At 63.3% G+C, this 25,462-nt stretch carries 17 protein-coding genes; 10 read left to right on the top strand and 7 right to left on the bottom strand.

Annotated features, from left to right (window positions below; genetic code table 11):
- Positions 1-36: 36 nt before the first annotated feature.
- Positions 37-1,428: an MFS transporter gene (locus VSR82_RS26415; protein WP_368581623.1), complete on the bottom strand. Its 1,392-nt coding sequence runs from the start codon at positions 1,426-1,428 to the stop codon at positions 37-39.
- Positions 1,429-1,550: 122 nt separating this feature from the next.
- Between VSR82_RS26415 and VSR82_RS26410 the strand changes: the two genes are divergently transcribed.
- Positions 1,551-2,420: a LysR family transcriptional regulator gene (locus tag VSR82_RS26410; protein ID WP_429462285.1), complete on the top strand. Its 870-nt coding sequence runs from the start codon at positions 1,551-1,553 to the stop codon at positions 2,418-2,420.
- Between the two features lie 35 nt (positions 2,421-2,455).
- Here the strand turns inward: VSR82_RS26410 and VSR82_RS26405 are convergent, their stop codons facing one another.
- Positions 2,456-3,409: a LysR substrate-binding domain-containing protein gene (locus tag VSR82_RS26405; RefSeq protein WP_368581622.1), complete on the bottom strand. Its 954-nt coding sequence runs from the start codon at positions 3,407-3,409 to the stop codon at positions 2,456-2,458.
- A gap of 135 nt (positions 3,410-3,544) precedes the next feature.
- Here VSR82_RS26405 and VSR82_RS26400 point away from each other — a divergent pair, with 135 nt between their 5' ends.
- The 8 genes from VSR82_RS26400 to VSR82_RS26365 all read left to right on the top strand — a co-directional run bounded on the left by VSR82_RS26400 (position 3,545) and on the right by VSR82_RS26365 (position 11,482).
- The gene (locus tag VSR82_RS26400; RefSeq protein ID WP_498858226.1) at positions 3,545-4,609 is read left to right on the top strand and encodes an ABC transporter substrate-binding protein; all 1,065 of its coding nucleotides are present in this window, start codon (positions 3,545-3,547) and stop codon (positions 4,607-4,609) included.
- 65 nt (positions 4,610-4,674) lie between these two features.
- Positions 4,675-5,745, top strand: coding sequence for an ABC transporter ATP-binding protein (locus tag VSR82_RS26395; RefSeq protein ID WP_368623174.1), 1,071 nt, complete (start codon positions 4,675-4,677; stop codon positions 5,743-5,745).
- Complete coding sequence (locus VSR82_RS26390) at positions 5,732-6,604, top strand: ABC transporter permease (protein ID WP_368581619.1); 873 nt, start codon at positions 5,732-5,734, stop codon at positions 6,602-6,604. Before VSR82_RS26395 ends, VSR82_RS26390 begins: the two co-directional genes overlap by 14 nt.
- 4 nt (positions 6,605-6,608) lie before the next feature.
- Positions 6,609-7,406, top strand: a complete 798-nt coding sequence (locus tag VSR82_RS26385; protein ID WP_429462280.1) for an ABC transporter permease — start codon at positions 6,609-6,611, stop codon at positions 7,404-7,406.
- The gene (locus tag VSR82_RS26380) at positions 7,403-8,539 is read left to right on the top strand and encodes an NAD(P)/FAD-dependent oxidoreductase (RefSeq protein ID WP_498858225.1); all 1,137 of its coding nucleotides are present in this window, start codon (positions 7,403-7,405) and stop codon (positions 8,537-8,539) included. The genes VSR82_RS26385 and VSR82_RS26380 overlap by 4 nt, the downstream gene beginning before the upstream one ends.
- 7 nt (positions 8,540-8,546) lie before the next feature.
- Entirely contained in the window at positions 8,547-8,888 is a 342-nt protein-coding gene (locus tag VSR82_RS26375; RefSeq protein WP_429462276.1) for a (2Fe-2S)-binding protein, read from the top strand.
- Positions 8,878-10,308, top strand: a complete 1,431-nt coding sequence (locus VSR82_RS26370; protein WP_429462274.1) for an FAD/NAD(P)-dependent oxidoreductase — start codon at positions 8,878-8,880, stop codon at positions 10,306-10,308. Before VSR82_RS26375 ends, VSR82_RS26370 begins: the two co-directional genes overlap by 11 nt.
- A complete protein-coding gene (locus VSR82_RS26365; protein ID WP_368581614.1) occupies positions 10,301-11,482 on the top strand; it encodes an NAD(P)/FAD-dependent oxidoreductase in 1,182 nt (393 codons plus the stop codon). The genes VSR82_RS26370 and VSR82_RS26365 overlap by 8 nt, the downstream gene beginning before the upstream one ends.
- Before the next feature lie 36 nt (positions 11,483-11,518).
- Here the strand turns inward: VSR82_RS26365 and VSR82_RS26360 are convergent, their stop codons facing one another.
- The 5 genes from VSR82_RS26360 to VSR82_RS26340 form a co-directional block, all read right to left on the bottom strand.
- Positions 11,519-11,737: a hypothetical protein gene (locus VSR82_RS26360; protein WP_368581613.1), complete on the bottom strand. Its 219-nt coding sequence runs from the start codon at positions 11,735-11,737 to the stop codon at positions 11,519-11,521.
- Positions 11,703-18,122 carry an autotransporter outer membrane beta-barrel domain-containing protein gene (locus VSR82_RS26355; protein WP_498858224.1) on the bottom strand — a complete coding sequence of 2,140 codons (6,420 nt, stop codon included), beginning with the start codon at positions 18,120-18,122 and terminating at the stop codon, positions 11,703-11,705. Before VSR82_RS26355 ends, VSR82_RS26360 begins: the two co-directional genes overlap by 35 nt.
- Positions 18,123-18,859: 737 nt before the next feature.
- Positions 18,860-19,534, bottom strand: coding sequence for a response regulator transcription factor (locus VSR82_RS26350; protein ID WP_013093459.1), 675 nt, complete (start codon positions 19,532-19,534; stop codon positions 18,860-18,862).
- Positions 19,535-20,464: 930 nt separating this feature from the next.
- Entirely contained in the window at positions 20,465-21,445 is a 981-nt protein-coding gene (locus VSR82_RS26345) for an ATP-binding protein (RefSeq protein ID WP_410851063.1), read from the bottom strand.
- Between the two features lie 372 nt (positions 21,446-21,817).
- Positions 21,818-22,606 (bottom strand): BMP family ABC transporter substrate-binding protein, encoded by a 789-nt coding sequence (locus VSR82_RS26340; protein WP_498858223.1) that lies wholly within the window; start codon positions 22,604-22,606, stop codon positions 21,818-21,820.
- Between the two features lie 693 nt (positions 22,607-23,299).
- Here VSR82_RS26340 and VSR82_RS26335 point away from each other — a divergent pair.
- Positions 23,300-25,270: a lytic transglycosylase domain-containing protein gene (locus VSR82_RS26335; protein ID WP_429462263.1), complete on the top strand. Its 1,971-nt coding sequence runs from the start codon at positions 23,300-23,302 to the stop codon at positions 25,268-25,270.
- The last annotated feature ends 192 nt before the right edge of the window (positions 25,271-25,462 follow it).

The following is a 25,462-nucleotide window of genomic DNA, read 5'->3' as shown; positions in this document are numbered from 1 at the left end:
GACCGGCGTCAGCGATGGCTACGCCGTCCTTTCCGCTCAGCTGCGAGCCTCTCTTCGCTGCAGAGAGTGTTCGCTGGCGCTCGCTGCCATGCTCGGAGCATTCGCCGCGCCGAGCGACACGTTACGGGTCTCGGGAGCCATGCGAACCGATACGAGCAGGCCAATCAGGCTGATCCCACCCGCGATAAGCAGACCAGTCGCGCTTCCAAAATGGACTAGCACGGTAGGAAGGAGGAACGTTCCTGCCGCGGCTCCGATGCGGCTTGCAGACATCGCGAGTCCCATACCGGTTGCACGAAGATCAGTCGGAAAAACCTCGTTCGGGTAGATGAATTGCAGCCCGGAGCCGGCAGCTTCAGCCACCGTGAAGAGAACGAACAAACCGATCGCAACCGTGGCAATGTTCGACATCGGCGTTGCCAGAAGAAAAAGCGCGAGCGTTGCAAGAACGAAAGAGACCAGACAAAGCGTGCGCCGACCGACGCGGTTGACGACGAACATGCCGATCGCAGTTCCGACGATGGCAAATGAAATGATCACGAGCGAGCCGGCGAGTGGCTGAGTGACGCCGAGCGATTTCAATAGCATCGGTTGAAACGTCTTGATTGCGAACGAAGGCGCAATCTGACACATCCAGAAGATCGAGCAAAACACCAGCATGCGCCCATAGCCTCGCGAAAGCAGTTCGCGGATTTTGGACAGCCCGAGGCCACGCCCGGAGGTGCTGACTCGGGTTTCAGCAACGAGCGCCTCAAAGTCAACCTGCGGCCCAAGATGCTGTGCCACGATGCCACGAGCGGCGTCTACGCGTCCTGCGGAAATCAACCAGCGCGGCGACTCGGGGATGTTAAGGCGCAGCAGCAGGAAGATTGCCGAAGGAATCGCAGCGCTTGCAAGAATGTAGCGCCATACACCGCTTTCGCTGCCGCTAACGATCAAACCCGTTGCAAGGCTTATGGTGTATCCGACCCAGAGCAAAAGCACGAGGCTCGCGAGCACCGGCCCGCGAAGCTTCCGAGGCAGAAATTCAGCTGCCAGCGCGGTCGCTATGGGATAGTCCGCGCCCAGCGCAACCCCCATGACGAAACGAAGGATGAACAACGTCGTCACGTCATGCACGAACAGGTGCGCGAGTGAGCAGATAACGAATACGGCGAGATTAAGCACATACATCTTCTGGCGGCCGAAGCGGTCCGTCATGGGTCCGAAAACCAGGCCGCCGGCGAACATGCCGATCAGGCTCGACGCGCCGATCAGACCGATCTGCAGCGCGTTCAGCGCGAGGTCCTTCGCAATGAACGGCAGCGCTACAACGATGATCCCTAGCAGATACCCGTCACAGAACGGTCCCCCTGCCGCCACGAGGGCTATCCTCTTATGAAAGCGGCTCGGAGGTAAATCTTCGATGCCGACGAGTGCCTTGCCCATATGTGCCTCCAAACGTTACCGAATCAAATGACGGGATTTGTTTTTCTATTCAGCTAGGCTAAGGTGGGGGCACAATATCGGTCAATGTCAGATTTTATTCACCAAATATCGAAGGATTCGATATGCTGTTCAGCGAGGAGATCAACACGTTCCTGGCGGTGGTCCGCTCGGGAAGTTTGCTTCAGGCGGCCGAGATCGTATCTACGACGCAATCGACAGTCTCGTATCGGATCCAGTCCCTCGAGCGCCGGTTAGGACATCCGCTGTTGCGGCGTTCGAGGGGCGCGCGGGGCATATCGCTGACGGCGGAAGGTGAGCGTTTTCTCGACATTGCCGAGCGCTGGAAAATGCTCGAAATAGAGGCTGAGCAACTTCAGGCGAACCAGGTGCGGCACCTCGCTGTCGGTTCCGTGGACGCCGTTGCAATCAACGTGCTACCGCCGTTTGTCGCTGCGCTCTCTAATGAGACACCGCCTGTCCAATTACATATGGAAAGCTCGCGCTATTTCCAGCTCGCTAACCGGGTTGTTTCTGGTCACCTTGACGTAGCCTTCACACTGACTCCATCCGAACACGTCGATCTTGTTTCAAGAAAGATCCGAGACTATGCGATGTTTGTGGTCTACGCTGCGTCGGGTTCAGCCCCGTTGCCCGAAGTTCTCGACATGACGGATCTCGATCCATCAAGAGAAATTCATCTGCCGTGGTCGCCTCAGTTCGATCTATGGCGCGCTCGGCGCGGGTTTTCGCGGCACGTAAATTGGGTGGAGAAAGCACACATGCTGGCGCCGATGCTGAGAAACGGAGCGTGGGCCATTGTTCCTGCTTTTTTAACGACGCCATTGGCCAAGGAAACCGGATGCACGATCCATCGGATCGCTTTAAATCCACCCGATCCGCTTTCTCTTTTCATGATTTTGCGCAAACAGAGTGGCGATCCCAATGCACGACTGCAGCAACTCATCGAGATGGCTCTCACAGCCCTCAAATGACGTGACGCGGCAATAGAAGGAGAGGCCGGCGAAGATCACCTTTTCACGCTTCGCTTGCGGGTCTTCTTCGGCGTTGAGTCCGGCACTATCCGCGCCATTTTCTCCATCAGCTCGTCGTGCTCCTCGCGCAGCACTTCGATGAACGCGGACGCCAGCCGTTCGCGCGGCCGGTGCGGCGGGAACAGCAGATACATCGGGAACATCACCGCCGGCGAGAACGGCCGGATCGCGATGTCCGGCCCGACGAAGTCCAGCGCCACGCCTGGATGTGCGAGCGTCACACCCATGCCGCAGCGCACCAGCTCGCAGCAGATCGCCGTATATTGCGCCTCGATCGCCAGCTTGCGTTCGACGCCCGCCCGCAGGAACACCTCATCCATCTGCGCGCGCGTGCCGTCGCCGTGACACAGCGAGATGAACGACTCGCCCTCGAGATCAGCGGGCCTGATGACAGCCTTTGAAGCAAGCCGGTGCACCGCCGGCATCACGCACACGGCGGCCACTTTGGACAGCATCTCAACTTCGCAATTCGACGCCTCGCTGATGTACACCGCCACGCCCAGATCGCAGAACTGCGACGCCGTCCAGTGATTCACCGTGCCCGACGTATTGACGTGCAGCGACACGGTCACACCGGGATGCAGCGCCTGAAAACGCTTGATCGCATGCGGCACGAGTGTGAGACCCGCTGAAGGCATCGCCGCGATGCGCAGACGCCCACTGCCCAGATTGCGGATCTGCGCAGCGGCGTTCGTGAGCCCCTGCAAGCCGACATACGCGCGCTCCACTTCGCGGAAAAACGCTGTGCCCTCGCTGGTTGGAATCAGCCGCACGCCGCTGCGCTGGAACAGCAGCAAGCCGGTCTCACGCTCCAACTGCGAGATCAGACGGCTCACATTCGGTTGCGACGTGAAAAGCGCTTTGGCCGCCGCCGTCATCGACCCGGCTACCATCACCGCCCGAAATGCCTCGACATGTTTCAGGTTCATCGGCTTCAACCCATATCAACAATGTATAGATTGCTATTTTATTCGTATTGGACTATATGACCATCCCGGCACAGACTGTGATGCATGGACACGCCACCAGAGCGTCCATTCCCACACTGACTGGAGATCGCCGTCATGCAAGAATCGCCGCGCCGCCGTTGCCGTTCTACGCTCCGCGCCCTCGTCTCCGCACTGTCCGTCGTCTGTCTGACCGCTCCCTTCCACGTCCACGCCGAAACCACGCTGTATGTCGCGAACGTCGGCGGCTCGAACGAGCAGTTGTACCGGCAGAAAGTCATTCCGCCGTTCGAAAAAGCGCATGACGTGAAGATCGTCTATGTGGCGGGCAATTCAAGCGACACGCTCGCGAAGCTTCAGGCGCAGAAAGGCCATCAACAGATCAACGTTGCGGTGATGGACGACGGCCCCATGTATCAGGCGATGCAGCTCGGCCTGTGCGCGAAGGTCGAGGATGCGCCCGTGATGAAAGACCTCTACCCGCTCGCGCGGCTGGGCCCGACGGCCGTCGGCGTCGGCATGGTCGCGACGGGCATCGGCTACAACGAAGAGGCATTCAGAAAGCTCGGTCTGCCCGCGCCCGATTCATGGCAGGCGCTCACCGACAAGCGCCTGAAGGGCAAGCTCGGCGTGCCGCCCATCACCAACACGTATGGACTGCATACACTCGTGATGCTCGCGCGCCTGAACGGCGGCGGCGAAAAGAATATCGACCCCGGCTTCAACACGATGACGAAGCAGGTCGCACCCGACGTGCTGTCGTGGGCGCCGACGCCCGGTGAGATGGACGGCCTGATGCAGGCGGGCGACGTCATCATGGCGCCGTATGGCAGCGGTCGCGCCGTCGCGTTGCAAAACACGGGCTTTCCGCTCAAGTTCGTGTATCCGAAGGAAGGGGGCGTCGCGCTGCAGGTAGCGGCCTGCGCGCTCGCCGAGAACGCACAGCCGAAGCTGTCGCAGGAGTTCATCCAGTATCTGCTGAGCCCCGAAGTGCAGGCAATGCAGGCGCAAGCAATCGGACTTGGCCCCGTCAACCAAACGGTCAAGCTGACGCCCGAGGTCGCGGCGCGCGTGCCGTATGGTCCGGAACAGGTGAACAAGCTCACGGCGATGGACTGGACCACGATCAACCAGCATCGCACGGAATGGACGGAGCGCTGGAACCGCTCGGTCGAACGCTGAGCGGCGCAACCGCCTCATAGCCGCTCAACAGTTCCTACGTCCCGACTCCGCACAGGACCGACGCCATGACCTTTCTCACTCTGCAGGGCATCTCGAAGCGCTACGGCCATTTCACTGCGGTCGAGCAGCTCGATCTGTCCGTCGAACGCGGCGAGTTCCTGTCGCTGCTCGGGCCGTCCGGCTGCGGCAAGACGACCACGCTGCAGATGATCGCCGGCTTCGTGACGCCGAGCGCGGGCCGCATCACGCTCGGCGGACGCGACATCACGCACGAGCGCCCCGAAAAGCGCGGCATGGGTGTCGTGTTTCAGAGCTATGCGCTGTTTCCGCATATGACGGTGGCGGGCAACGTGGGCTTCGGTCTCGAAATGCGCAACATGAAGCGCGACGAGCGCGCGGCGCGCATCGCCGAAGCGCTTGATCTTGTGCGGCTCAACGGCCTGGACGCGCGTTATCCGAAGGAACTGTCGGGCGGCCAGCGCCAGCGCGTCGCGATCGCGCGGGCGCTGGCGATGCGCCCCAACCTGCTGCTGCTCGACGAACCGATGTCGAATCTCGATGCGAAGCTGCGCGAGGAAATGCACATCGAACTGCGCGCGATCCAGAAGCGCCTCGGCATTACGACGATCCTCGTCACGCACGACCAGGTCGAAGCGATGACGATGAGCGACCGCATCGCCGTGCTGCACAAGGGGCGCATCGCGCAACTGAGCACGCCGTTCGATGCCTACGAACGTCCCGCTACGCCGTTCGCATCGACCTTTCTGGGGCGTACCAACACGCTGCCTGGCGAAGTGCGTGAGCGTAATCCGCGCTGCGCCGTCGTGGATGTGGCGGGCACGACGCTGCACGTGCCGCACGAAGGGCGCGATGTCGAAGGCGCAGTGCACGTCTACATTCGCCCGGAGAAAGTACGCCTTGCGAATGGCGACGCGCGCATGCACGGACGTATTGCGAACCGCGTGTTCATCGGTAACCAGTGGCTGCTCGAAGTCGATACGGCGCTCGGCAAACTCCATATCGCGCAGCCGAACTTCGGCGCGCCGCCGCCCGACGAAGGCCATGAAGTGGGACTCTCGTTCACAGACGACGATCTGCGCGTGCTGACCCGGGAGCGTGCTCATGGCAACGCTTGACGATTCACGCGCGGGCGCGGCGCCCTGGCTGCTCTCTTCGCCGGCACTGCTGCTGTTCGGCGCGCTGCTGTTCGTGCCGCTCGTGCTGACGCTGCTGCTGTCGTTTCGCGTGTTCAGCGATGTGGCCGGTGTGCAGGCCGCGTACACGCTGAAAAATTACGTCGAAGTGCTGAGCGATCCGTACTACGGCGAAATCTTTTTGCGCACGGTGGGTCTCGCGCTCGCCGTGACGCTGCTGAGCGTACTGCTCGGTGTGCCGGAAACCATCGTGCTCGCGCGCATGAAGCGGCCCTGGCAGTCGCTGTGCCTGCTGATCGTGCTCGGCCCATTGCTGATTTCCGTCGTGGTGCGCACGCTCGGCTGGCAGATTCTGCTCGGGAATAACGGCGTGCTCAATAACGCACTGCAAGCATTTCACATTACGTCCGAGCCGATCCGTCTCGTCTTCACGATGACGGGCATGATCATCGCGCTCACGCATGTGCTGGTGCCGTTCATGGTGATGTCGGTGTGGGCGACGCTGCAAAAGCTCGATCCGCACGTCGAATGGGCGGGGCTGTCGATGGGCGGTTCGCCACTGCGCGTGTTCCGCCGCGTGGTGCTGCCGCAGATCATGCCAGGTGTGCTGTCGGGTTCAATCATCGTATTCGCGCTGTCCGCGTCGGCTTTCGCGACGCCGGCGCTGATCGGCGGGCGCCGTCTGAAAGTGGTGGCCACCGCCGCCTACGACGAATTCCTCGGTACGCTGAACTGGCCGCTCGGCGCGAGCATCGCCGTGCTGCTGCTGATTGCGAACGTCGCGATCGTGATGGGTTGCAGCCGTCTCGCCGAGCGCCGTTTCAAGCATATTTTCGAGTGACGCCATGAAACAGAACGGATTGTGGGGCCTGCTGTTCAACGCGCTGTTCCTCACTTTCATCCTCGCACCGCTCGTCGCCGTGATGCTGGTCGCGTTCACCGACAAGGGCTTCATCTCGATGCCCTTCGACGGAGCGTCGCTGCGCTGGTTTCGCGCGATCCTGGAGAACGACGACATCGTGTCGGCATTCTGGCTTTCCGTGCGGCTCGCGTTCGTGGCGGCGACCATCGGCGTGGCGCTCGCGGTGCCCGCCGCGCTCGCTATTGCGCGCTATCGCTTCGCGGGCCGTGGCGCGCTGATAAGCTTCTTCCTGTCGCCGATGATGATTCCCGCCGTCGTGCTCGGCATCGCGTTCCTGCGCTTTCTGTCACTGCTGCATCTGAGCGGCTCGTTCTGGGCGCTGGCGGCAACGCACGTGATCATCGTGCTGCCGTATGGGCTGCGCCTCGCGCTGTCGTCGGCCGTCGGGCTCGATCGCGATGCCGAACGCGCGGCGCTGTCGTGCGGTGCGAGCCGCTTCACCGCGTTTCGCCGCGTCGTGCTGCCGATGATCCGCACGGGCGTCGCCGGCGGATGGGTGCTGTCGTTCATCCAGAGTTTCGACGAGCTGACGATGACCATATTCGTCGCGACCCCCGGCACGACCACGCTGCCCGTCGCCATGTGCAACCAGATCGCGCAGACCATCGATCCGCTCGTCGCTTCCGTGTCGGCGGTGCTGATCGTCGGCACGGTTCTGCTGATGGTGCTGCTCGACCGCATGGTCGGACTGGACCGCATCCTCATTGGAGAAGCTCGATGATTCGTCACGCTACCGACAACCCCGACGTGCTCGTGCTGGGCGGCGGACTGGTCGGTTCCGCCGTTGCCTGGGGCCTTGCGCGCGAAGGCGCGAACGTCACCGTGCTCGACCAGGACGACGGCGCGTTCCGCGCGTCGCGCGGCAACTTCGGGCTGGTCTGGATTCAGGGCAAGGGCTATGGCTTGTCGCCGTATGCACGCTGGTCGCGCAACTCGGCTTCGCGCTGGCCGTCGCTCGCTGCGGCGTTGCTCGACGAAACCGGTATCGACGTCGCGCTGCGCCAGCCCGGCGGCTTCCACTTCTTTTTCTCCGAAGACGAAATCGCAGAACGCGCGAAGCGTCTCGGCGCCTTGCAGCGTGAACTGGGCGACTACCCGTATCAGTTGCTCGATGCGCGCGAAGTGCGAGAGCGTATTCCCGAAATCGGGCCGGACGTGATCGGCGCGAGCTACACGCCGATGGACGGCCACGTCAATCCGCTCAAGCTGCTGCGCGCGCTCCACGCGGGCATGCAGCGGCGCGGCGTGAAGCTCGTCAACAACGAGGAAGCGCTGCGCATCACACCCGAACACGGCGGCTTCACGGTACAAGGCAAACTCGGCACCTACCGCGCGGCGCGCGTCGTGCTCGCGGCGGGCCTCGGCAATCGCGCGCTCGCGCCGCACGTCGGACTGCATGCGCCCGTCGCACCGAATCGCGGACAGGTGCTGATCAGCGAACGCGTCGCGCCGTTCCTGCGTTACCCGACCCTCAACGTGCGCCAAACCGACGAAGGCACGCTGCAATTCGGCGATTCGATGGAAGAAGTCGGTTTCGACGACTTCACGACGACGCCCGTGCTGTCCGACATTGCGCGGCGCGGCGTGCGCGCCTTTCCGCTGCTGAAGAACGTGCGGCTGGTGCGCACGTGGGCCGCGTTGCGCGTCTACAGCCCCGATGGTTTTCCGATCTACGACGAATCCGCACGCCATCCCGGCGCGTTCGTCGTCACCTGCCACAGCGGCGTGACGCTGGCCGCCGCGCACGCGCTGCGCATCGCGCCGTGGATCGCGGGCGGCGCGATGCCCGCTGAAATCCCCGCGCTGTCCGGCACGCGCTTTCTCGAATCCCCTGCACTCACCCCCGCTCACTGATTCCGACATGACCTCCACACCGCTCTTCAAGGCCTTGCCCGGCGCCGATGCGCCGGTCGACATCTGGTTCAACGATCAGCCGCTGCGCGTGCCGGGCGGCCGGTCGGTAGCGGCGGCGCTGCTCGCTGCCGGCATCGCGCGGTTCCGTGCGACACCCGTCTCGGGCGCGCCGCGCGCGCCGTATTGCATGATGGGCGCGTGCTTCGAGTGTCTCGTCGAGATCGACGGCGTGCCGAGCCGGCAAAGCTGCATGGTGACCGTGCGCGCCGGCATGCGCATCCGCTCGCAGGAGGGCGCGCGCGATCTGCCGCCCGTCGATGTTTCACGGGAGGACGCTCATGCCCGCTGATCACGCTGTCGAAACCGTGTCGAGTTTCCCTTCGGAAGCCGTCGATGTCGTCGTGGTCGGGGCCGGTCCCGCCGGCATGAGCGCGGCGACGCGCGCCGCGAGCGCTGGCCTGTCAGTGGTGCTGCTGGACGAACAGGACGCCGTCGGCGGGCAGATCTATCGGGCGATCGGCCGCGCCGATGCGCGCCGCAAGGAGATTCTCGGCCCGGATTACGCGGCGGGCGCATCGCTCGCCGACGCCTTCGCGCGCTCTGGCGCACGGCATGTCGCGCATGCGTCCGTGTGGCAGGTGACGCGCGAACATGCCGTGCACTATCTGAGGGACGGCAAGGTCGGCAGCTTCGACGCACGCCGCGTGATTCTGGCCACGGGCGCGCTGGAAAGGCCGTTCCCGATTCCCGGCTGGACGCTGCCCGGCGTACTGACGGCGGGCGCCGCGCAGATCCTGCTGAAAAGCGCGGGCGAGGTGCCCGCCGAGCCGCCCGTGCTGGCGGGCTGCGGTCCGCTGCTCTATCTGCTCGGCTGGCAGTACGTGCGTGCCGGCGTGCCGATCCGCGCACTCGTCGACACGACTCGTCACGAAGACCGCTGGCGCGCGAAGAAACATCTGCTGTCGGCGTTGCGCGCGTGGCCGTTCCTGAGCAAGGGCCTGCAACTGATCCGCACGCTGCGCGCCGCGGGCGTGCCCGTCTACGAAGCCGCCGACGATCTGCGCGTCGAGTCGAAGCAGGACGCGCAAGGCGTCGAGCGCGCCGCCGCGCTGAGTTTCAGCACGCAAGGCCGTGCGCAGCGGATCGACGCGAACGTGATCCTCCTGCATCAGGGCGTCGTGCCGAATACGCAGTTCACGCTGTCGTTGCGCGCGCACCACCATTGGGACGCCGCGCAGCTATGCTTCGCACCGACCACCGACGCATGGGGCGAACTCGACGTGCCGGGCATCTTCGTCGCGGGCGACGGCGGCGGTATCGGCGGTGCGCTGGCGGCGGCCGAACAGGGCGCGCTCGCCGCGCTACGGGTCGCCAGTCAACTCGGTGCCATCGATGCAGCTGCCTGCGAGCGCGAAGCCGAGCCGCACCGCCTCGCGCTGGAGAGCGTGATGCGCATCCGTCCGTTTCTGGACAGCCTGTACCGCCCGCGCGACGCGAACCGCATTCCGCGCGACGACGTGGTCGTGTGCCGCTGCGAGGAAGTGACGGCGGGCGACGTGCGCGGTTTCGTCGAACTCGGCTGCCTCGGCCCGAACCAGGCGAAATCGTTCGGACGCTGCGGGATGGGCCCGTGTCAGGGTCGCATGTGCGGCCTGACCGTCACCGAAATCATCGCCGACGCGCGCAAGGTGCCGCCGGGCGAAGTCGGCTATTACCGCATCCGTCCGCCCATCAAGCCGCTGACGCTCGGAGAACTCGCCGGTGAATGACGCTACCCGCTCCTCTTCCGGCGCCGTGCGCGAGGCCGACGTGCTGGTGATCGGCGGCGGGCTGCACGGCTCGAGCAGCGCGTTCCATCTGGCCGCGCGCGGCGCGAACGTGATCGTGCTCGAAGCCGACTACGTCGGGCGGCACTCGTCAGGCGTCAATGCGGGGGGCGTGCGCACGCTCGGCCGCCCGCTGCCCGAGATTCCGCTCGCGTTGATGTCGCGCAAAATCTGGCACAGCCTGCGCGAAACGATCGGCGACGACGGCGGCTTCGTGCCGTCCGGCCAGTTGAAGATCGCGGAGACGGAAGCCGAACTCGACGAATGCCGCGCCCGCGTCGCGCAACTCGAAGCGCACGGCTTCACGCACGAAAAGCTGATCGACCGCGCGAGCGTGCTCGAACTCGAGCCGGCGCTCGCGCGGCACGTGACGGGCGGCATCTGGGTCGAGCGCGACGGCTATGCGCTGCCGTTCAAGACCACCACCGCCTTCCGACTCGCCGCGCAGCGGCATGGTGCGGCGTTTTTCGAAGGCACGCCGGTCACGCGCATCGAACAACGCGGCACGCGCTGGTTCGCGCAGACGCCGCGCGGCGGGTTCAGCGCGGACAAACTCGTCGTCACGGCGGGCGCGTGGGCGGGACAACTGGCCGAACAAGTGGGTGAACGCGTGCCCGTGCACCCCGAAGGGCTGATGCTGATGGTCACGCATCGCGTCGCGCCGTTCTGCCGCGCGACGCTGGGTGCAACCGGGCGTCCGTTGTCGTTCAAGCAGTTCGACAATGGCACCGTCGTGATCGGCGGCAAGCTGATCGGTATCGCCGATCTGCACGGCCGGCATGGCGAAGTCGATTTCGCGCGGCTCGTGCGTAGCGCCAATACCGTCGTCGATCTCTTCCCGCATTTGCGGCATCTCGGCGTGAACCGCGCGTGGGCCGGCGTCGAAGCATTCACCGACGATGCGCTGCCCGTGCTCTCACCTAGCCGCCGCGCGTCGAATCTCGTCTATTCGTTCGGCTATTGCGGCAGCGGTTTCCAGCTTGGACCGGCCTGCGGGCGGCTCGTATCCGAACTCGTGCTCGACGGCAAGGCTTCGCTGCCGCTCGACGACTTCGCGATCGACCGCTTTACGCGCCAGTCCGTGCCGCAGCCGACGGCCAGCGCCGCCGCGCACTGATCGCAGCCGAGCGCCGCCCGGCGCGCTTTCCTGTACTCAAACCAAGGAGAGCCGGGCGAAAAATCGACCGCCATAAGCCCATTCCGTCACGTCGACGACGCGCGCGTGTTGAATCAACTTGCGCACTGGGTACCCGAACCGGATTTGCGACAGCGCATCCTGGTCATCAATCCAACTACGCTTTATGGCTTTTGCTGCATTGTCCGGGTCCCGGAGGTTTTCAGAACCGGTACTTGAACCGGATCTGGCCGCCATTCTCGACCTCGTGCGCGGCAACGACGCCGTCATACTCCAGACGCACATCGAGACGTTTGGTCGTATAGACCTCTACCCCAGCGGAAAACTTGCCTGCAACGTGCGCATTGGTGAGCGTATTGGTGAAGCTGCCGAAACCCGGGGCAGCGGCGAACGACGCGTTGGTCGTGTAGCTATTGCCTGCAATGAAGCTCACCCCGGCGCCGACATAAGCGTCGACGGTCGCTGACCCGATCTGCGCGCGCGTCCCGATCCGCAGATTCGGCGTGCCGGTCGCAATGATGCTGTTCGCACTATTCACCTTCAGGTTGAGCGCGCCCGCACCGCTCTCCGTGTAGCCCGGGAGATTGATGTAGTTCAGGTCGCCGTCGAGCGCCGGCTCCAGGTAGAAACGGCCGAACGGAATCTGATAGGCCGCGCGCATGTGCATTCCGAGATTGAACGAATTGGGCGAGGCGGTCGCCACCGCATTGGCGCTCGGGATCACGCGCGAGCTGTTCAACCAGCCGTAGCTCGCGTCCACCGCACCGCTGAAAGTCCATGGCCCGACCTCGTGCTTGAGCGCGACGACGCCAAGAAGCGCATTGCCGTTGGCGCTCGTCAGGTTGTCGTTGCCGGTGAAACGGTCGGTCTCGTAGCCGATGGCGCCACCGAGGAACCAGCCGGGCTGTAGCTGGACCTGCCCGCCGACTTTCATCGTCGTACCTTGCCAGCCGAAACCTGGGAACGAAGCGTCGGCGCTGCGGTTTTCCCACATGCCCGTGGCGCGGAACCACACGCAGGAGCCCTGCTTTCTCACGGTGGTGTCGTCGTCGCCGAACTCTGGACAACTGAAGACGGAGCGCGAGAATGCCTGGCTGGACTGGTAGCGCGCAGCGGCAACGCCGAGCAACTCCTGGCCGGAAACGGCGGTTAGCGTCTGGGCATAGCCCGCCGTGCTACCGGCGCTACCGAAAGCTCCGAAGATGGGAGCAAAGGTAGGATCGGCACTGTTCCACAACCGGTCCAGATTGGCTGCGACACTCTGCTGCGTGGCCGAAGCCCCCTTGCTCGCACCGACGAAGTCCGCATCGGTCTTGATCGTGACGGTGTTGCCCTGCACCAGCGGCGTGAAGCGGTAGACCGGCGTAGAAGAACCCGTGAGCGCCGTATCCGGCCGAATTCCGCCGGCCGCCGACAGCACGGTGCTCGTGCTCTTCAGATAGCTCACCGGATCGGCCTGCACCTTGCCGGCAAGCGCGGCGGTACCCGTGATGTTGAGCAGATCGGACCGCTTGTTGGCCGGATCGATCTGTACGTTCAGCGTGCCAGTCGAACTCTGCACGAGATTGCCGGTGAGAATCGTATTGCCGATCGACTTCGCGCCGCCGACTTTCAGCGTACCGGCGTTGTTCACCGTGCCGCCTCCGACGTTCAGCGTGGCCGGTGTGTCGATAACGCCCCCTGGCAGATTGTTGACAACGCTGTTGCGGGGGCCACCAAGGACGTGGATGTCACCGGTGATAGTGCCGGAGTTGTTGACAGTGGTGGTGGCGGACGCCTCGCCATACAACGTGGGGTCCACCAGGATCGCGTATTTGCCCAAGGTCTGGATGGTGCCCTGGTTGGTGATGATGTTGTTATTGCCGCCGATCAGACGGACGGCGGCAGCGTCGCGAAACTCCGGGTCCAATCCCCCCATTGAGGAGGTCCGGAAATTGGGATCGGTCGTGCCGCCTATGACTTTCGACCCGGGCGCCAGGTGGATCGAGATTTGCCCGCCTTTCTGGCCGTCGCTTTGCGCGAGGATGCCGGCGGACCCGACACCCGTGGCCATGACCGTGTCGTTATCCCTGACGTTGACGGCGACCAGGCCGCCCACGCCGGCGCCACCCGCGCTGCCACGTGCCACATCATGCAGCGGGCCGAGCGGGCTTGAGTTGTAGTTGGAGGCCACCAGACCACCGCCACCGCCGATCGATTGCGCGAAGATTGCCGGCGCGTACCGGCCGGTCGTCACGACCTTCCCGCCGTTTACCACGATGACGTTGACGGTGCCGCCATTGCCGCTGTTGGCAAATACCACGCCGCCCGTATTGTCACCGTAGTAGTTCGGGGCGGACGGGTCGCCGGCAAAGCCCCCGCCACCGCCGATCGATTGTGCGACGATCCCATACGCACCGTCGCCGGTGGTAGAGACAGTGTGATTGGTGTCCACGACAAGAACGTTGCCGCCATTGCCGCTCGCGCCGCCGGCGCCAACGAGCGCGTTCGTGTTCGTGTTGATCTGTCCGCCCGCCACGAACCCGCCCCCGCCGCCAATCGACTGCGCGACGATACCGTGCGCGTCAAGCCCGTTCGTCGTCACGTTGCCTTGCGTGTTGACAGTGACGCCGCCGCCATTTCCCGAACTGCCGTTCTGACCGCCGAAGCTCAGTGTCACCCCGTAGATGTCGGCGATCCGTCCCTGCGGATTCTGGACGGCTTTGGAAGGATCGAATGTCTCATCGCTGCTCGCGGTCGTCACGACACCGCCGCCGCCTCCGATACTTTGCGCGAGGATGCCGACGCTGTGCTTGCCAAGTGTCGTGACCGTGCCGCCGTTGCTGACGCTTACGTCGCCGCCATTCCCGGCGCCTCCGCCATTGCCGCCCACGGCGATCGACAGGCTTTTCAGCGAACCGCTGACCGCCCCCGACATCGCGCCGTTGCCGCCACCGCCGCCTACGCTCTGCGCGTACACGCCGAACGCTTCCACCCCCTGCGTCTCGACTGCACCATTTGCCTTCTGCACGACACTCACCACCCCGCCCGAGCCCGCCGCGCCACCGCTGCCGCCCACGGCGACCGCGGCCTGCACCTTCGAATCATTATTCGACTTGCCGGTCGAACTCGCCGCGCCGCCGCTGCCGCCGCCGCCGCCAATGCTCTGCGCGAAGATGCCGTGGGATTGCGCGCCATAGGTGCCGATCGCGCCGGTGTTGCTGGCGTTCACCGCGCCGCCCAGGCCACCCGCGCCGCCACTGCCGCCGACCGCCACGCCGACGCTGATCTGGTTCACGGTGCCCAGAACTTTCGATACCCCGTCCGGCTGCGTGAGAAGCTTTTCCAGGTCACCATAAGTCGCTTTGATTTTTTCGCCGAGCACTCCGACCTGCAGGATGTTGTTGCCCAGGTTCTGCACGTTCTGGTTGAGGCCAAGGCCCTGACCCAGAATGCCAAACAGCGTCTGGGCGTTGGAGATCGTGTCGAGGCCGCCGCTGCCGCCCGCGGCCGCCGCGCCCTTGCCGCCTTTGCCCCCGCCGCCGCCGACGCTTTGCGCGAAGATGCCGGTCGAGGCCGCGCCGCGGGTGACGATGTTGCCGTTGTTGGTCGTCGTCACCGTGTTGCCGTCGCCGCCGACGCCACCCTTGCCGCCAACACCCACGGCGATGGCATCTTTGCCGCCGCTGGCCGCAGCGGTACCTCCGCCGCCTGCGCCGCCGCCGCCGCCCACGCTCTGGGCGAACACGGCATCGGCGCCGTCGCCACGCGTCGCGATCGAACCGTCGTTGGTCAGGCCGACCGTGCCGCCCGTTCCCCCCGTTCCACCCGTTCCGCCCACCGCGATTGACGCGCTGAAGCTGGCCTTGGCGTTAGCCGCCGTTGCCGAGGCATCGCCCGTTCCGCCATTGCCGCCGCCACCGCCAATTGACTGTGCGAACACACCATGGGCGTCCTGGCCCAGGGTTGCGACGAGCCCTGAGTTTTCGAGGTTGACGGCGCCGCCCGTGCCGCCGCTGCCGCCGCTGCCCCCGAGAGCCACGGAGACCGACAGGGACGCCCCCTTGGCAGGCGACGCGGAGTAGGACGCGGCGGTTGCGTCGCCGCCCGTACCACCGCCGCCACCGACGGACTGCGCGAAAACGCCGGTCGCGCTGTCGCCCGCAGTGGTGATCAGGCCGGAATTATCAAGCGTGACATTGCCGCCGGTGTTGCCGGTCCCGCCGGCGCCGCCGATAGCGGCGCTGACACTGATCGAAGGAATATTTGGGCTGGCCGATGCGGCAACGGCACGCGCCGTGGCGCTGCCGCCGGAGCCGCCGCCGCCGCCGATACTTTGCAGCACGACACCTTCGGCGTCCGAACCATACGTAACGACCTGCCCCGTGTTGGTCAGCGACACCGCGCCGGCCGCGCCGCCTCCGCCGCCTTGTCCGCCGACGGCAACCGAGCTCGACAGCGGGCCGCCGACGGTGAACGCTGTAGCGTTGCCGCCATTGCCGCCACCGCCGCCGATCGACTGAGCCTTGATACCGGCTGCGTGGTCGCCGTAGGTCGTGACGAGTGCGCCGTTGTCAACGGTGACCTGGCCACCCGCGCCGCCACCGTGGGCATCACCGCCGATCACCATGGTGATCAGCCCCCCGCCGCTCGACGTCGCGCTGCCGGCATTGCCGCCGGAGCCGCCAATGCTTTGCGCAAGGATGCCGGCTCCGCCGCTCTGGTCGAGGCTGCCAAACACGCTGTTCTGGCCCAGCGTGAGTTTCACCGCGCCGCCATTGCCGCCCTGGCCGCCGTTGCCGCCGATCTCGAAGCCCGCGCCAGCGGTGAAGCCGCTGGAGTCACCGCCGCTTCCGCCGCCACCGCCGATGCTTTGCGCGATCAGCGGGATGCTGCCTACGCCTGATTGACTGCCGACCGTGACAAAGGCGTGGTCCGAGTTCACCGTGACCGCGCCGCCATCGCCGCCCGCGGCACCTGCACCGCCCGTGCCGGCCAGCGCGAAGCTGACACTACCGCCATTGCCCCCTCCGCCTCCGACACTTTGCACCAACGCGCCATGTGTATATGGGCCGTTCGTTTTAATTGTTGCCGTGTTCGCCGCGTCTCCAAGGATCAGCGAAGCCTTCCCGCCAGCGCCTGCCTTACCACCATCACCGCCTTCACCCACGACAGTGCTCTGGGCGCCGTCACCGATACCGCCGGCGCCTCCATTGGCCTGCACCAGCACCCCCTCACCCCCGATCAACCCGGCAGCAGACTGCCCGGCCGGAACATTCGCGGTGTAATCGATGGAACCAAGAACGGTGGCGCTGGCGCTGCCGGCAATTCCGCCGTTGCCGCCCACACCACCCTCATTGCGGAATGAGCCGTCGATGGCAGTGCCACCGCCCCCGCCCGCTCCGCCGTTCGCCTTGGCGGTTACGCCGCTGCCCGGCTGATACCGACTGTTCGCCGGTTGCATCTGATCGGAGAACACGATCTGGCCACCGCTGCCGAGTTCCGCGCTCGCTGTGCCGCCGTTACCTCCGTTGCCGCCGGTCCCGCCAAAACTGCCACTTCCACCGTACGCGCCACCAGCGCTGCCGCCCGTACCGCCATCGGCGTCGGCCTGCATCGGAAAGATCTGGCCTGCCGGGGTGCTGGCGGTCAGACTGCCGTTCTGAAAGGCAAGCGTCGCGGTACCGCCGGCGCCGCCGTTGCCGCCCTTGCCTCCATGGCCTTCTACAACCAAATCGCCCGGAGTCGGCGAGTTGCCACCTACCCCGCCGGTCCCGCCCAGGGCGGACGCTCGCAGGCCGACACCATAGAACTGAATGCTGCCGGAGGCGCTAAGCGCTGCCTGACCACCCCGCCCCCCTGCTCCGCCGTTGCCGCCGTAGAGCGGCTCAGTACCTTGGGCATTGGACACGGCACCCACTCCGCCGGTGCCGCCATTGGCTTGCACGTCGAGCGCAACTTCCGGAAGGACACCTTTCGGGTCGGGACCAACGGTGCCGCTAAACTGCACGGAGACCGCGCCGCCATTGCCTGCCGCCCCGCCGTTTCCCGTGTGGGCGGAGCCATTGGCGTCATAACCGCCCTGTCCGCCGGCACCACCATCACCACCGTCGACGGACCATCCCGCTCCCATCGTGGGGCTGATGAAGGTCGGCGCGAATCCCCCCTTCACCGTAATTCCGCTGTTGACACTGTTAAAGGAACCACCTGACTGACCAGCGAAGCCATCCTGGCCCACTCCGTTCCAAGAGCCGTCGTCGGCGCCTTTGCATCCCGCCTGTCCCGCGGCGTTCAGGTAGTACTGCGGAAGCGGCGCTGCGCCAAACGACTGATTGGAAAAGTTGGTCTGTGCCGGCGCCGCAGGCAGCGCCGGGTTGGCGCTGCTGTTGCACTGGGCTCGCACAGCGACCGGAACAAACAGCGCGGCAAGCGACGTTACGGCAGAAGCCAACGCAACCACGGTCCGACGCTTGCGGCCGCAGCAATCCTCAAAACAAGGCGCCGACGTCAATGTCCGCGCAGACTCACAATGCGATGAATGCTTGAATATGTACACGAACTTCCTCATTCGGTTCTGTCGCAATAACAGGTGCAACTGGTTCCAGTCTTTTGAAAAGACATCGAATCTGTCTGCGAGTCGCACAGAGACTGGTTTTACTGGCGACCCGGCTCGATCGGACAAAATCCGATTTCTGGACACGACGAATGACCGCAAGCCGGCACTCGCAAGTGATGCCTACGAAATTGAGCGCTGCACAGGAAGATGATTAATTTCTAACTTTCGCCGGAATAATTCGGCGGAGGCATGGTCACATAATCATGAAACTTAAAAGCGACTTAATATGGTTAAATGTTTTCATAATAAATCTCACGATCCAGCGTGCCGAGGCACCCAATGCGCGTTTGAAAAGACATCAATCCGTTGCGCTTAAGTTGCATAGTGCGCGTGATAACTTAGATAACTATTAGTAGGAGGGAACATCAGGTGCCGCTAGCCGGGCTTTGTTCAATGGAACAAAAATGCGAATGTCGAGGAGCTGAAGAGCGCGGCGCGAATTTCGAGCCTGGAACTCCGCTTCCCCGACGGGCGTCGCGCTATGGCAAGCCGGTTGGTGTTCTATGGTGACCGGGCGAACGTGTTCTGCTGAACATCGGCCGGCAAGACCGGCAACGGCGTAGTGTTGACGAAAGTATGGATTAGCACGATTCGATATGTGAATGGCTGCTTCCTGAGCGCCGCAGAACTATGCTTTTCTTCGGGGGTCTCCGATCATCACAAGTGCGCCGAAGAAGAATATTTGGAGATTCGCTTTATTCCCGCCAACAAGAGCCCGGAAAATTGACATCGCCGTCGTACGGGAACATAGCCGAAACGCGCGGTCACACCTCGGGCGATTCGCCGAGCGTCACAGTCCAGCCGAGGCCACGCACGTTGCGAATCACAGACTGTCCGAACTTCTTGCGTACACCGTGGATCAGCACGTCGACCGCGTTGCTCTCGACTTCCTTACCCCAACCATAAAGCTTCCCCTCGAGCTGATCTCGCGAAAGGATAGTGCCGGGGCGCTCAAGGAACGCGAACATCAATGCGAATTCGCGCGCCGACAGAACGGATGACACCCCGTTGCAGCATAGAGTTCGTTTGTCGAGATCGAGGTTCAACGTGTCATTGCCTAGACGCGACGACGCAAAGCCTGCCCTGCGACGCAACACGGCACGAATCCGCGCAAGCAGTTCGGGCAGGTGGAAGGGCTTGAGAACGTAGTCGTCAGCGCCGAAATCGAGCCCTTGGACCCGGGCGTCAAGGTCGTCACGTGCGGTCAGGATCAGTATGGGTACCTTGCTCCCCTTCTCACGCGCCGCCTTCAGCAATTCGATGCCGCCCATGCCGGGCAAACCAAGATCGAGCAAGACCAGCGTATATTCAACGGCAGCGATGGCCGCGCTGCCGGCATTGCCGTCGCGGACCCAGTCGACGCTGTACTCCGCATCCTGAAGCGCGCGCAGCAAACTTTGACCGATCTGCAGGTCGTCTTCGACTATGAGCACTCGCATAGTGCAATGTCCACGGCAATGGAGCGTTGTCGTTGGGCGCAGGGCAAGGAACATTCTTCCGCGGGCGCCTTTCTCGCCTGAGCGATTTGCGATTCATGCGTAATGCGCCGGTTTTTCTCAAGAGTTCGGAAGCTTCGCATCAGGCGAATTAGCTCTCCGCGGGAAAACCTTCCTGAACCACTCGAGAATGCCGGAACTGATGAAGCTGTATCGCCCCGGATTTCCACAGGTGGCTGAACACTCACTATCCTCGGAATCCACGGGCAGTAAACACACATTAAACATGTTGTCCCTCTCGCGTAGGCGACGATCTTGCGCTAGGGATTCCCTCGCAATAACTCCCGGAATCCACTCTGCACCGGGGCTTTTCAGCCCGCCAATCCGCAATTTTCGTCTCAGGAAATATTTTAGATCCTAAGAATTAGATTGGAATGAGAATCGACGGAACGGCCCTTCCTCGGGCCTATTAAATGGGGTCGGTCGCGATGCACGGCTGCGGATGAAGTCAGGCGACCTATGCATGCGCCCGCTGCGCCGCCAAAGTGTCCTTCCCTCGCCGCGATGATTGGCGTCGACCGACGTTCGATCACGCTACTCCCCGACACGTGACATCAAAGCAACGTCAGAAACACATTCCAATCTTCTTATGTCTTCAAGTATTCGATCCATTTCCATTGATCGACAGATGTACTGTAAAGGGTTGCGATAATCCTTAGAACATCTCCAAAGCGCTCGCCGCAAGTCGCTACTGCAATCGCACTGATCGCAGGCATCACCAAAAGAGCTGCAAGCAACTCGCTGCTCAGAGAAGGCGACCTGACAGGAACGTAGTCACAATGCCAGTATGTACGGTGCCTATTTAATGAGAATTAGCGTTGCGCCGCTTCCAGACCGAAACCCGTGACCGGGTGCCATTCAGGGCCCACTCTCCTACATAGTGCCGCGCGCCGGCAGAACGATTGTAGCGATCAGACCACTGTGTCCATCGCTGCGGTTTGCAAGCGAAATAGAACCCCGGTACTTCGCCACGACCGATTTGACGATCGAAAGCCCGAGACCACTACCTTCCGAATCCTCCGCACGCAGACGGAAGAAGCGATCAAACACCCGGTCCAGGGACGCTTCCGGAATGCCCGGTCCGTTGTCGGTCACGCGCACCACCACGTCGTCGGCGCTTCGGAACAGATCGATGTCGACGGTTCCGCCGGCAGGCGTATAGCGCAGTGCGTTCTCAAGCAGATTGCGCACGGCCATACGCAATTCTCCTTCACGCGCTTCAACTTGCGCGCTCTCGAACTTCCCTACACCAAGATCGATCGAGCGTGCATCTGCAACCGGCAGAAAATCCGCGACGAGCTTCTGAACCAACTGGGACAGATCCACTGTCTCGATTGCTGTCAGATCGAGCTGTGCATCAGCTCGCGCTAGCGAGAGAAGCTGTCGGATCATCGTCGACGCTCGAGCGATGGCCTCGCGCAATTCGCGCAGACGCTCGGAGCGTGCCGCCTCGTCGGGAGCGTTGACGAGGTTGTCGACGCGGAGCTGCATCGCAGCGATGGGCGTGCGCAACTCGTGCGCGGCATCGGCGACGAATCGTTTCTCAGCGTCGATACCGACCTGAAGCCGGGCAATCATCCGATTGACCGAAGCCGCGAACGGTCGTACCTCGTCCGGCACGCCCGATATATCGAGAGGCTCGAGATGCCGGATGCCGACTAACTCCGACTGCGCCGCTGCACGCGACAGCGACGCGAACGCCGCGTTGACGACAAAGGGAATAGCGAGCCAGACGAGTGGAATCAGTATGAGCGTGGGTATCAGGCTTTCGAGCGCGGCATGCCTTGCTGTCTCTTCGCGGAACGCCACCGGCTGTCCGACCTGGTACGTGTACTGGCCGTCGGCCTTTCTCAACGTGTAAATGCGATAGGCATGCCCGCCGATACTCTCGATCGAATATCCGTCCGGCGCATTGCGATCGAATAGCAGCTCCGGATCGGTATTATCCGTTGGCGCCGCGTCGCCGCTCCTCCAGATTTGCCCGACAAAGCCGTCGACGGAGTGCTGCGGCGGACCGTGTGAGCCTATCGCGCCGACGTTGCCGGCGGACAGCCAGATAGCGGCGCCCTGTAAGTGCACGTCGAGCAGTTCGCCGATGTGCTTGCGCGACAGCCAATACGACGTATACGCATCGATGAGGCCGACTGCCGTGACCAGTACGATCAACGTTACAGTAATCTGGTTTTTCAACGAGCTCATGCGATCGAGTTCAGCGTATATCAGCGGTTACCCGTGCGGCCACACAACCTTCCAGACATTGTCCGTATCGACGACGGGGTAGTCGCCGCCCTCAAATCGGCCCGCGACCACTCCATCGACGAAACGCCGGAAAATGATGCTCGTGTCGATGATCACGCTCGCTGCGACGTTTCCGTACCGACGCGATGCATCGGCCATCCAGCCGATCACGCGGACGCGCGGATGGCGGGCGGCCGCGACGATCACCGCGTCATTTGCATCTGCAACGAGTACGTCGGCACCGGCGTCGATCTGCTGCACGGTCAACTGCTGCGTGCGTCGGCGGTCACCCCAGTTGCCGACCCAATCTATCAGAACCGTTGCGTCGGGCGCCTTGGCAAGTACGGCCTGCCTGAAGCTTTGCGCCTCCGTACCGTCGACAGACTCTACGCCGCCGACGAAGCCGACGGTCTTCGTCTTCGACACGCTCGCGGCAACAGCACCAGCAAGCGCTCCACCGAGGCTCTTGCAATCGAGACAATAGTTGACGACGTTGGGGCCACTCGCCTTACCCGACAAGGTCGCGAAATAGGCTTGCGGGTATTGTGCTGCGGCCGTTGCGGTGACTGCGCTCAGCTCAGCGCCTGCCAGAATGAAACCGCGTACACCTGCCGTGTAGTGGCGGCCGATAACCGTGAGAATTCGCGCGGCACCCAGACTGTCGGCATCGCGCACGACGGTCATCCGGTAGCCGTCGTGGCGGACCTGGAGGTAGCCGCGATATGCGGCTTCGCTGAATCCGAGATCGCTTCCGGCGAAGGGAATGAACAGCAACACGGGCCATCTGCTAACCGTGCCTGCAACGGATGCATGCGTCGCGCCTCGGAGTGCGGTCGGGGCGAACGCAGACAGTGCGAGCAGCGAACAGGCAACGCGACGTCGCTCGTTGACGGGGGCCGGTTTCATTCGGGCAGGGTTTCTATGCGCTTCCTTAGATAGTCGAATGTTCCGAAGAACTGACCTGAATACGTCCAAAGTCTATGCAGGCGCGGAAGATAACGTCAAGAGCGATTTGTCGCACCAACAGCGGGTTGTGGGTTTTTGCCGGCTTTGTCAGGTTAAGCGAAATGGGCTACTGCTTTCCACTCAGATAAGGTCACCGACCATGACAATTAAGTAGTCGAGATTTTTAGACTCGGGCTGCGGCTAATCCACATCAAGCTGAAGGTACAGCGCTCGGGAGGTGCTGCGCAACGAATTCTCCCCCTTGAGAATTAGGCTGGAATTAGATGCGTGAGACGGCGCCTCCGCCACGATCTCGCGAGAACGCGATCAAGTGGCGTGGTGATCCAGCGCACGGCTTCCTTTGTACGCAGGTTGCACCCCTCCGCGAGCTTGCTGCAGGCAACCATCCGGCTCGCAAAGCGCCGAATTGCGGGCTGGGTCCAGTCTTTTTCGAAGCTTCGCTTCGCCGAATTGCGGCCTAAGCTTTGGCTCAATTTTCTGCACTAAAACAAGGTAAGAACAGCGATGTCCACACGACGTCACCGGGCGTCTCGCGCGATCGGCTTTGCCCTTGCCGCCGCGACGTTCGTCGTGTCTGGCACGGCGGTGGCCAGACATCCCACCCGACTCTCCTCGCTTTCCGCTGACGATCAGATTTTCATCAAGTTGCGTGACGCCGCCCGCGACAACGATCCCGAGCGTGCCGCGCAGCTGGCGAGCCTGATCCGAAATTATCCGGCGCCGGCTTATCTCAGCTATTTTCAGATCAAGCCGCGTCTGTTCATCGGCGCGGGGCATGCGAATCTCGATGCGCCGGACGTACCGGTGCTATCGTTTCTGCAACGCTACGACGGACAGGCGATTGCCGACCGTCTGCGCAACGACTACCTGCGCGTGCTGGGCGCCCGCCACGACTGGAAGGATTTCGATTCCCAATATTCACTGTTCGTCCTGAACGACGACACGCAGGTGAACTGCTATGCGCTCGAGTCGCGCGCCGCGCGGGGTGAAAACGTCGCCGACGCGGCGCGCGCGCTGCTCGTCGAGCCGAAGTGGTACGGCGACGGCTGCGTCGATCTGATCACCGCGCTCGACGGTAATCACCAGTTCACTTCGGAGGATGTCTGGCAGAAGATTCGCGAGGCCTATGAACAGGGCGCGACGAGGACCGGTGGCGGACTGGTCGATGCGCTGGGCACGGCGCGCCCGGATCCGCTGCGGCTCGATCAGGCGAGGAACCAGCCGCGCGCGCTGCTGGCGAAAGGCGTCCCGATGGACTCGGCGTCACATCAACTCGCGCTGCTCGCCATCACGCAGGTGGCGGCCAGCGATCCGGCAGCGGCCGCAGCCATCTTCACCGCGATCGCACCGGCGCTCACCCTGGCGGAACGCGCTATCGGCTGGGGCACGATTGCCTATCAGGCGGCGACCCGGCAGCTGCCAGGCGCGGTGGACTGGTACCGGCTGTCGGCGAACGCGCCCCTGTCGAGCCAGGCCTATGAGTGGCGCACGCGTAGCGCGCTGCTGGCAGGAGACTGGATGATGGTGCGCTGGTCGATCGAGCAGATGCCGGCCGCGCTGCGCGCACAATCACCGTGGGTCTACTGGTACGCACGCGCGTTGAAGCAGGCCGGCGAGGTGACAGCGGCGAACCAGGAATTCGGGAAGATCGCGGGAACTTACACCTTCTATGGCCAACTGGCCTCCGAGGCGCTCGGCCAGCAGATCGTGATTCCGCCACAGATCAAAGTGACCGACGAAGAAGTTAAGAAGGCCAGCCAGACACCGGGCTTCGAACTGGCAAAACGTTTTTATGCGCTGAACCTGCGCACGGAAGGCAACCGGGAGTGGAACTGGCCGTTGCGCGGCATGACCGACCGGCAACTGCTTGCAGTCGCCGAGTACGCACGCCGCATCGAGCTCTACGACCGGACTGTGAGCACCGCCGACAGGACGCTGACCGAGCATGATTTTTCGCTGCGCTATCTGGCGCCCTTCCGCGCGATTGTCGAGCGAGATGCGCAGTCCAACGGGTCCCATATCGAATGGGCATATGGCCTCATTCGCCAGGAGTCGCGCTTCAACATCAGTGCGCGCTCGGAGGTTGGCGCAGGCGGCCTGATGCAGGTGATGCCGGAAACCGCGGAGATGGTCGCGAGGAAAATCGGGCTCGGTCCGCTCTCGCGGGCGAGGATGAATGAGCTCGACACGAACATCCAGCTCGGCACGTATTATCTGTCGATGATTTACAACCAGCTTGACCGTTCGGCCGTGCTCGCGACCGCCGGCTACAATGCCGGCCCTGGACGCCCGCGCAAGTGGCAGGCCAACCTCCCGCGTCCGGTGGAAGGCGCGATTTTCGCGGAAACTATTCCGTTCAACGAAACCCGCGACTACGTCAAGAATGTGTTGTCGAACACGGTCTACTACGCGGCGTTGTTTGATGGCCGCCCGCATTCGCTGATGGAGCTGCTTGGTCATATCGAGCCCCGATGACATAGCAACGCTTCCCCGCTGACCGCACGGATAAAACAAAGAGCCATTGTGGTACGTGGGCGAAGGTAACTGCAGTTCGGGGCATTCGTCCTTTTCGTGATGAATCTGGCGCTTTCATCCGCCACCGCGCCTGGCCGGAGCGCGCATGATTGAGGGCGGCCAACAAAACCGCACCACGCGCTGCAGTCCTGC

The sequence above is a fragment of the Burkholderia sp. JPY481 genome, from assembly GCF_038900515.1.
GTDB classification, from domain to species: domain Bacteria; phylum Pseudomonadota; class Gammaproteobacteria; order Burkholderiales; family Burkholderiaceae; genus Paraburkholderia; species Paraburkholderia youngii.
Note: the sequence above shows the minus strand (reverse complement) of the source record. Positions and strands in the feature narration are given on the sequence as shown.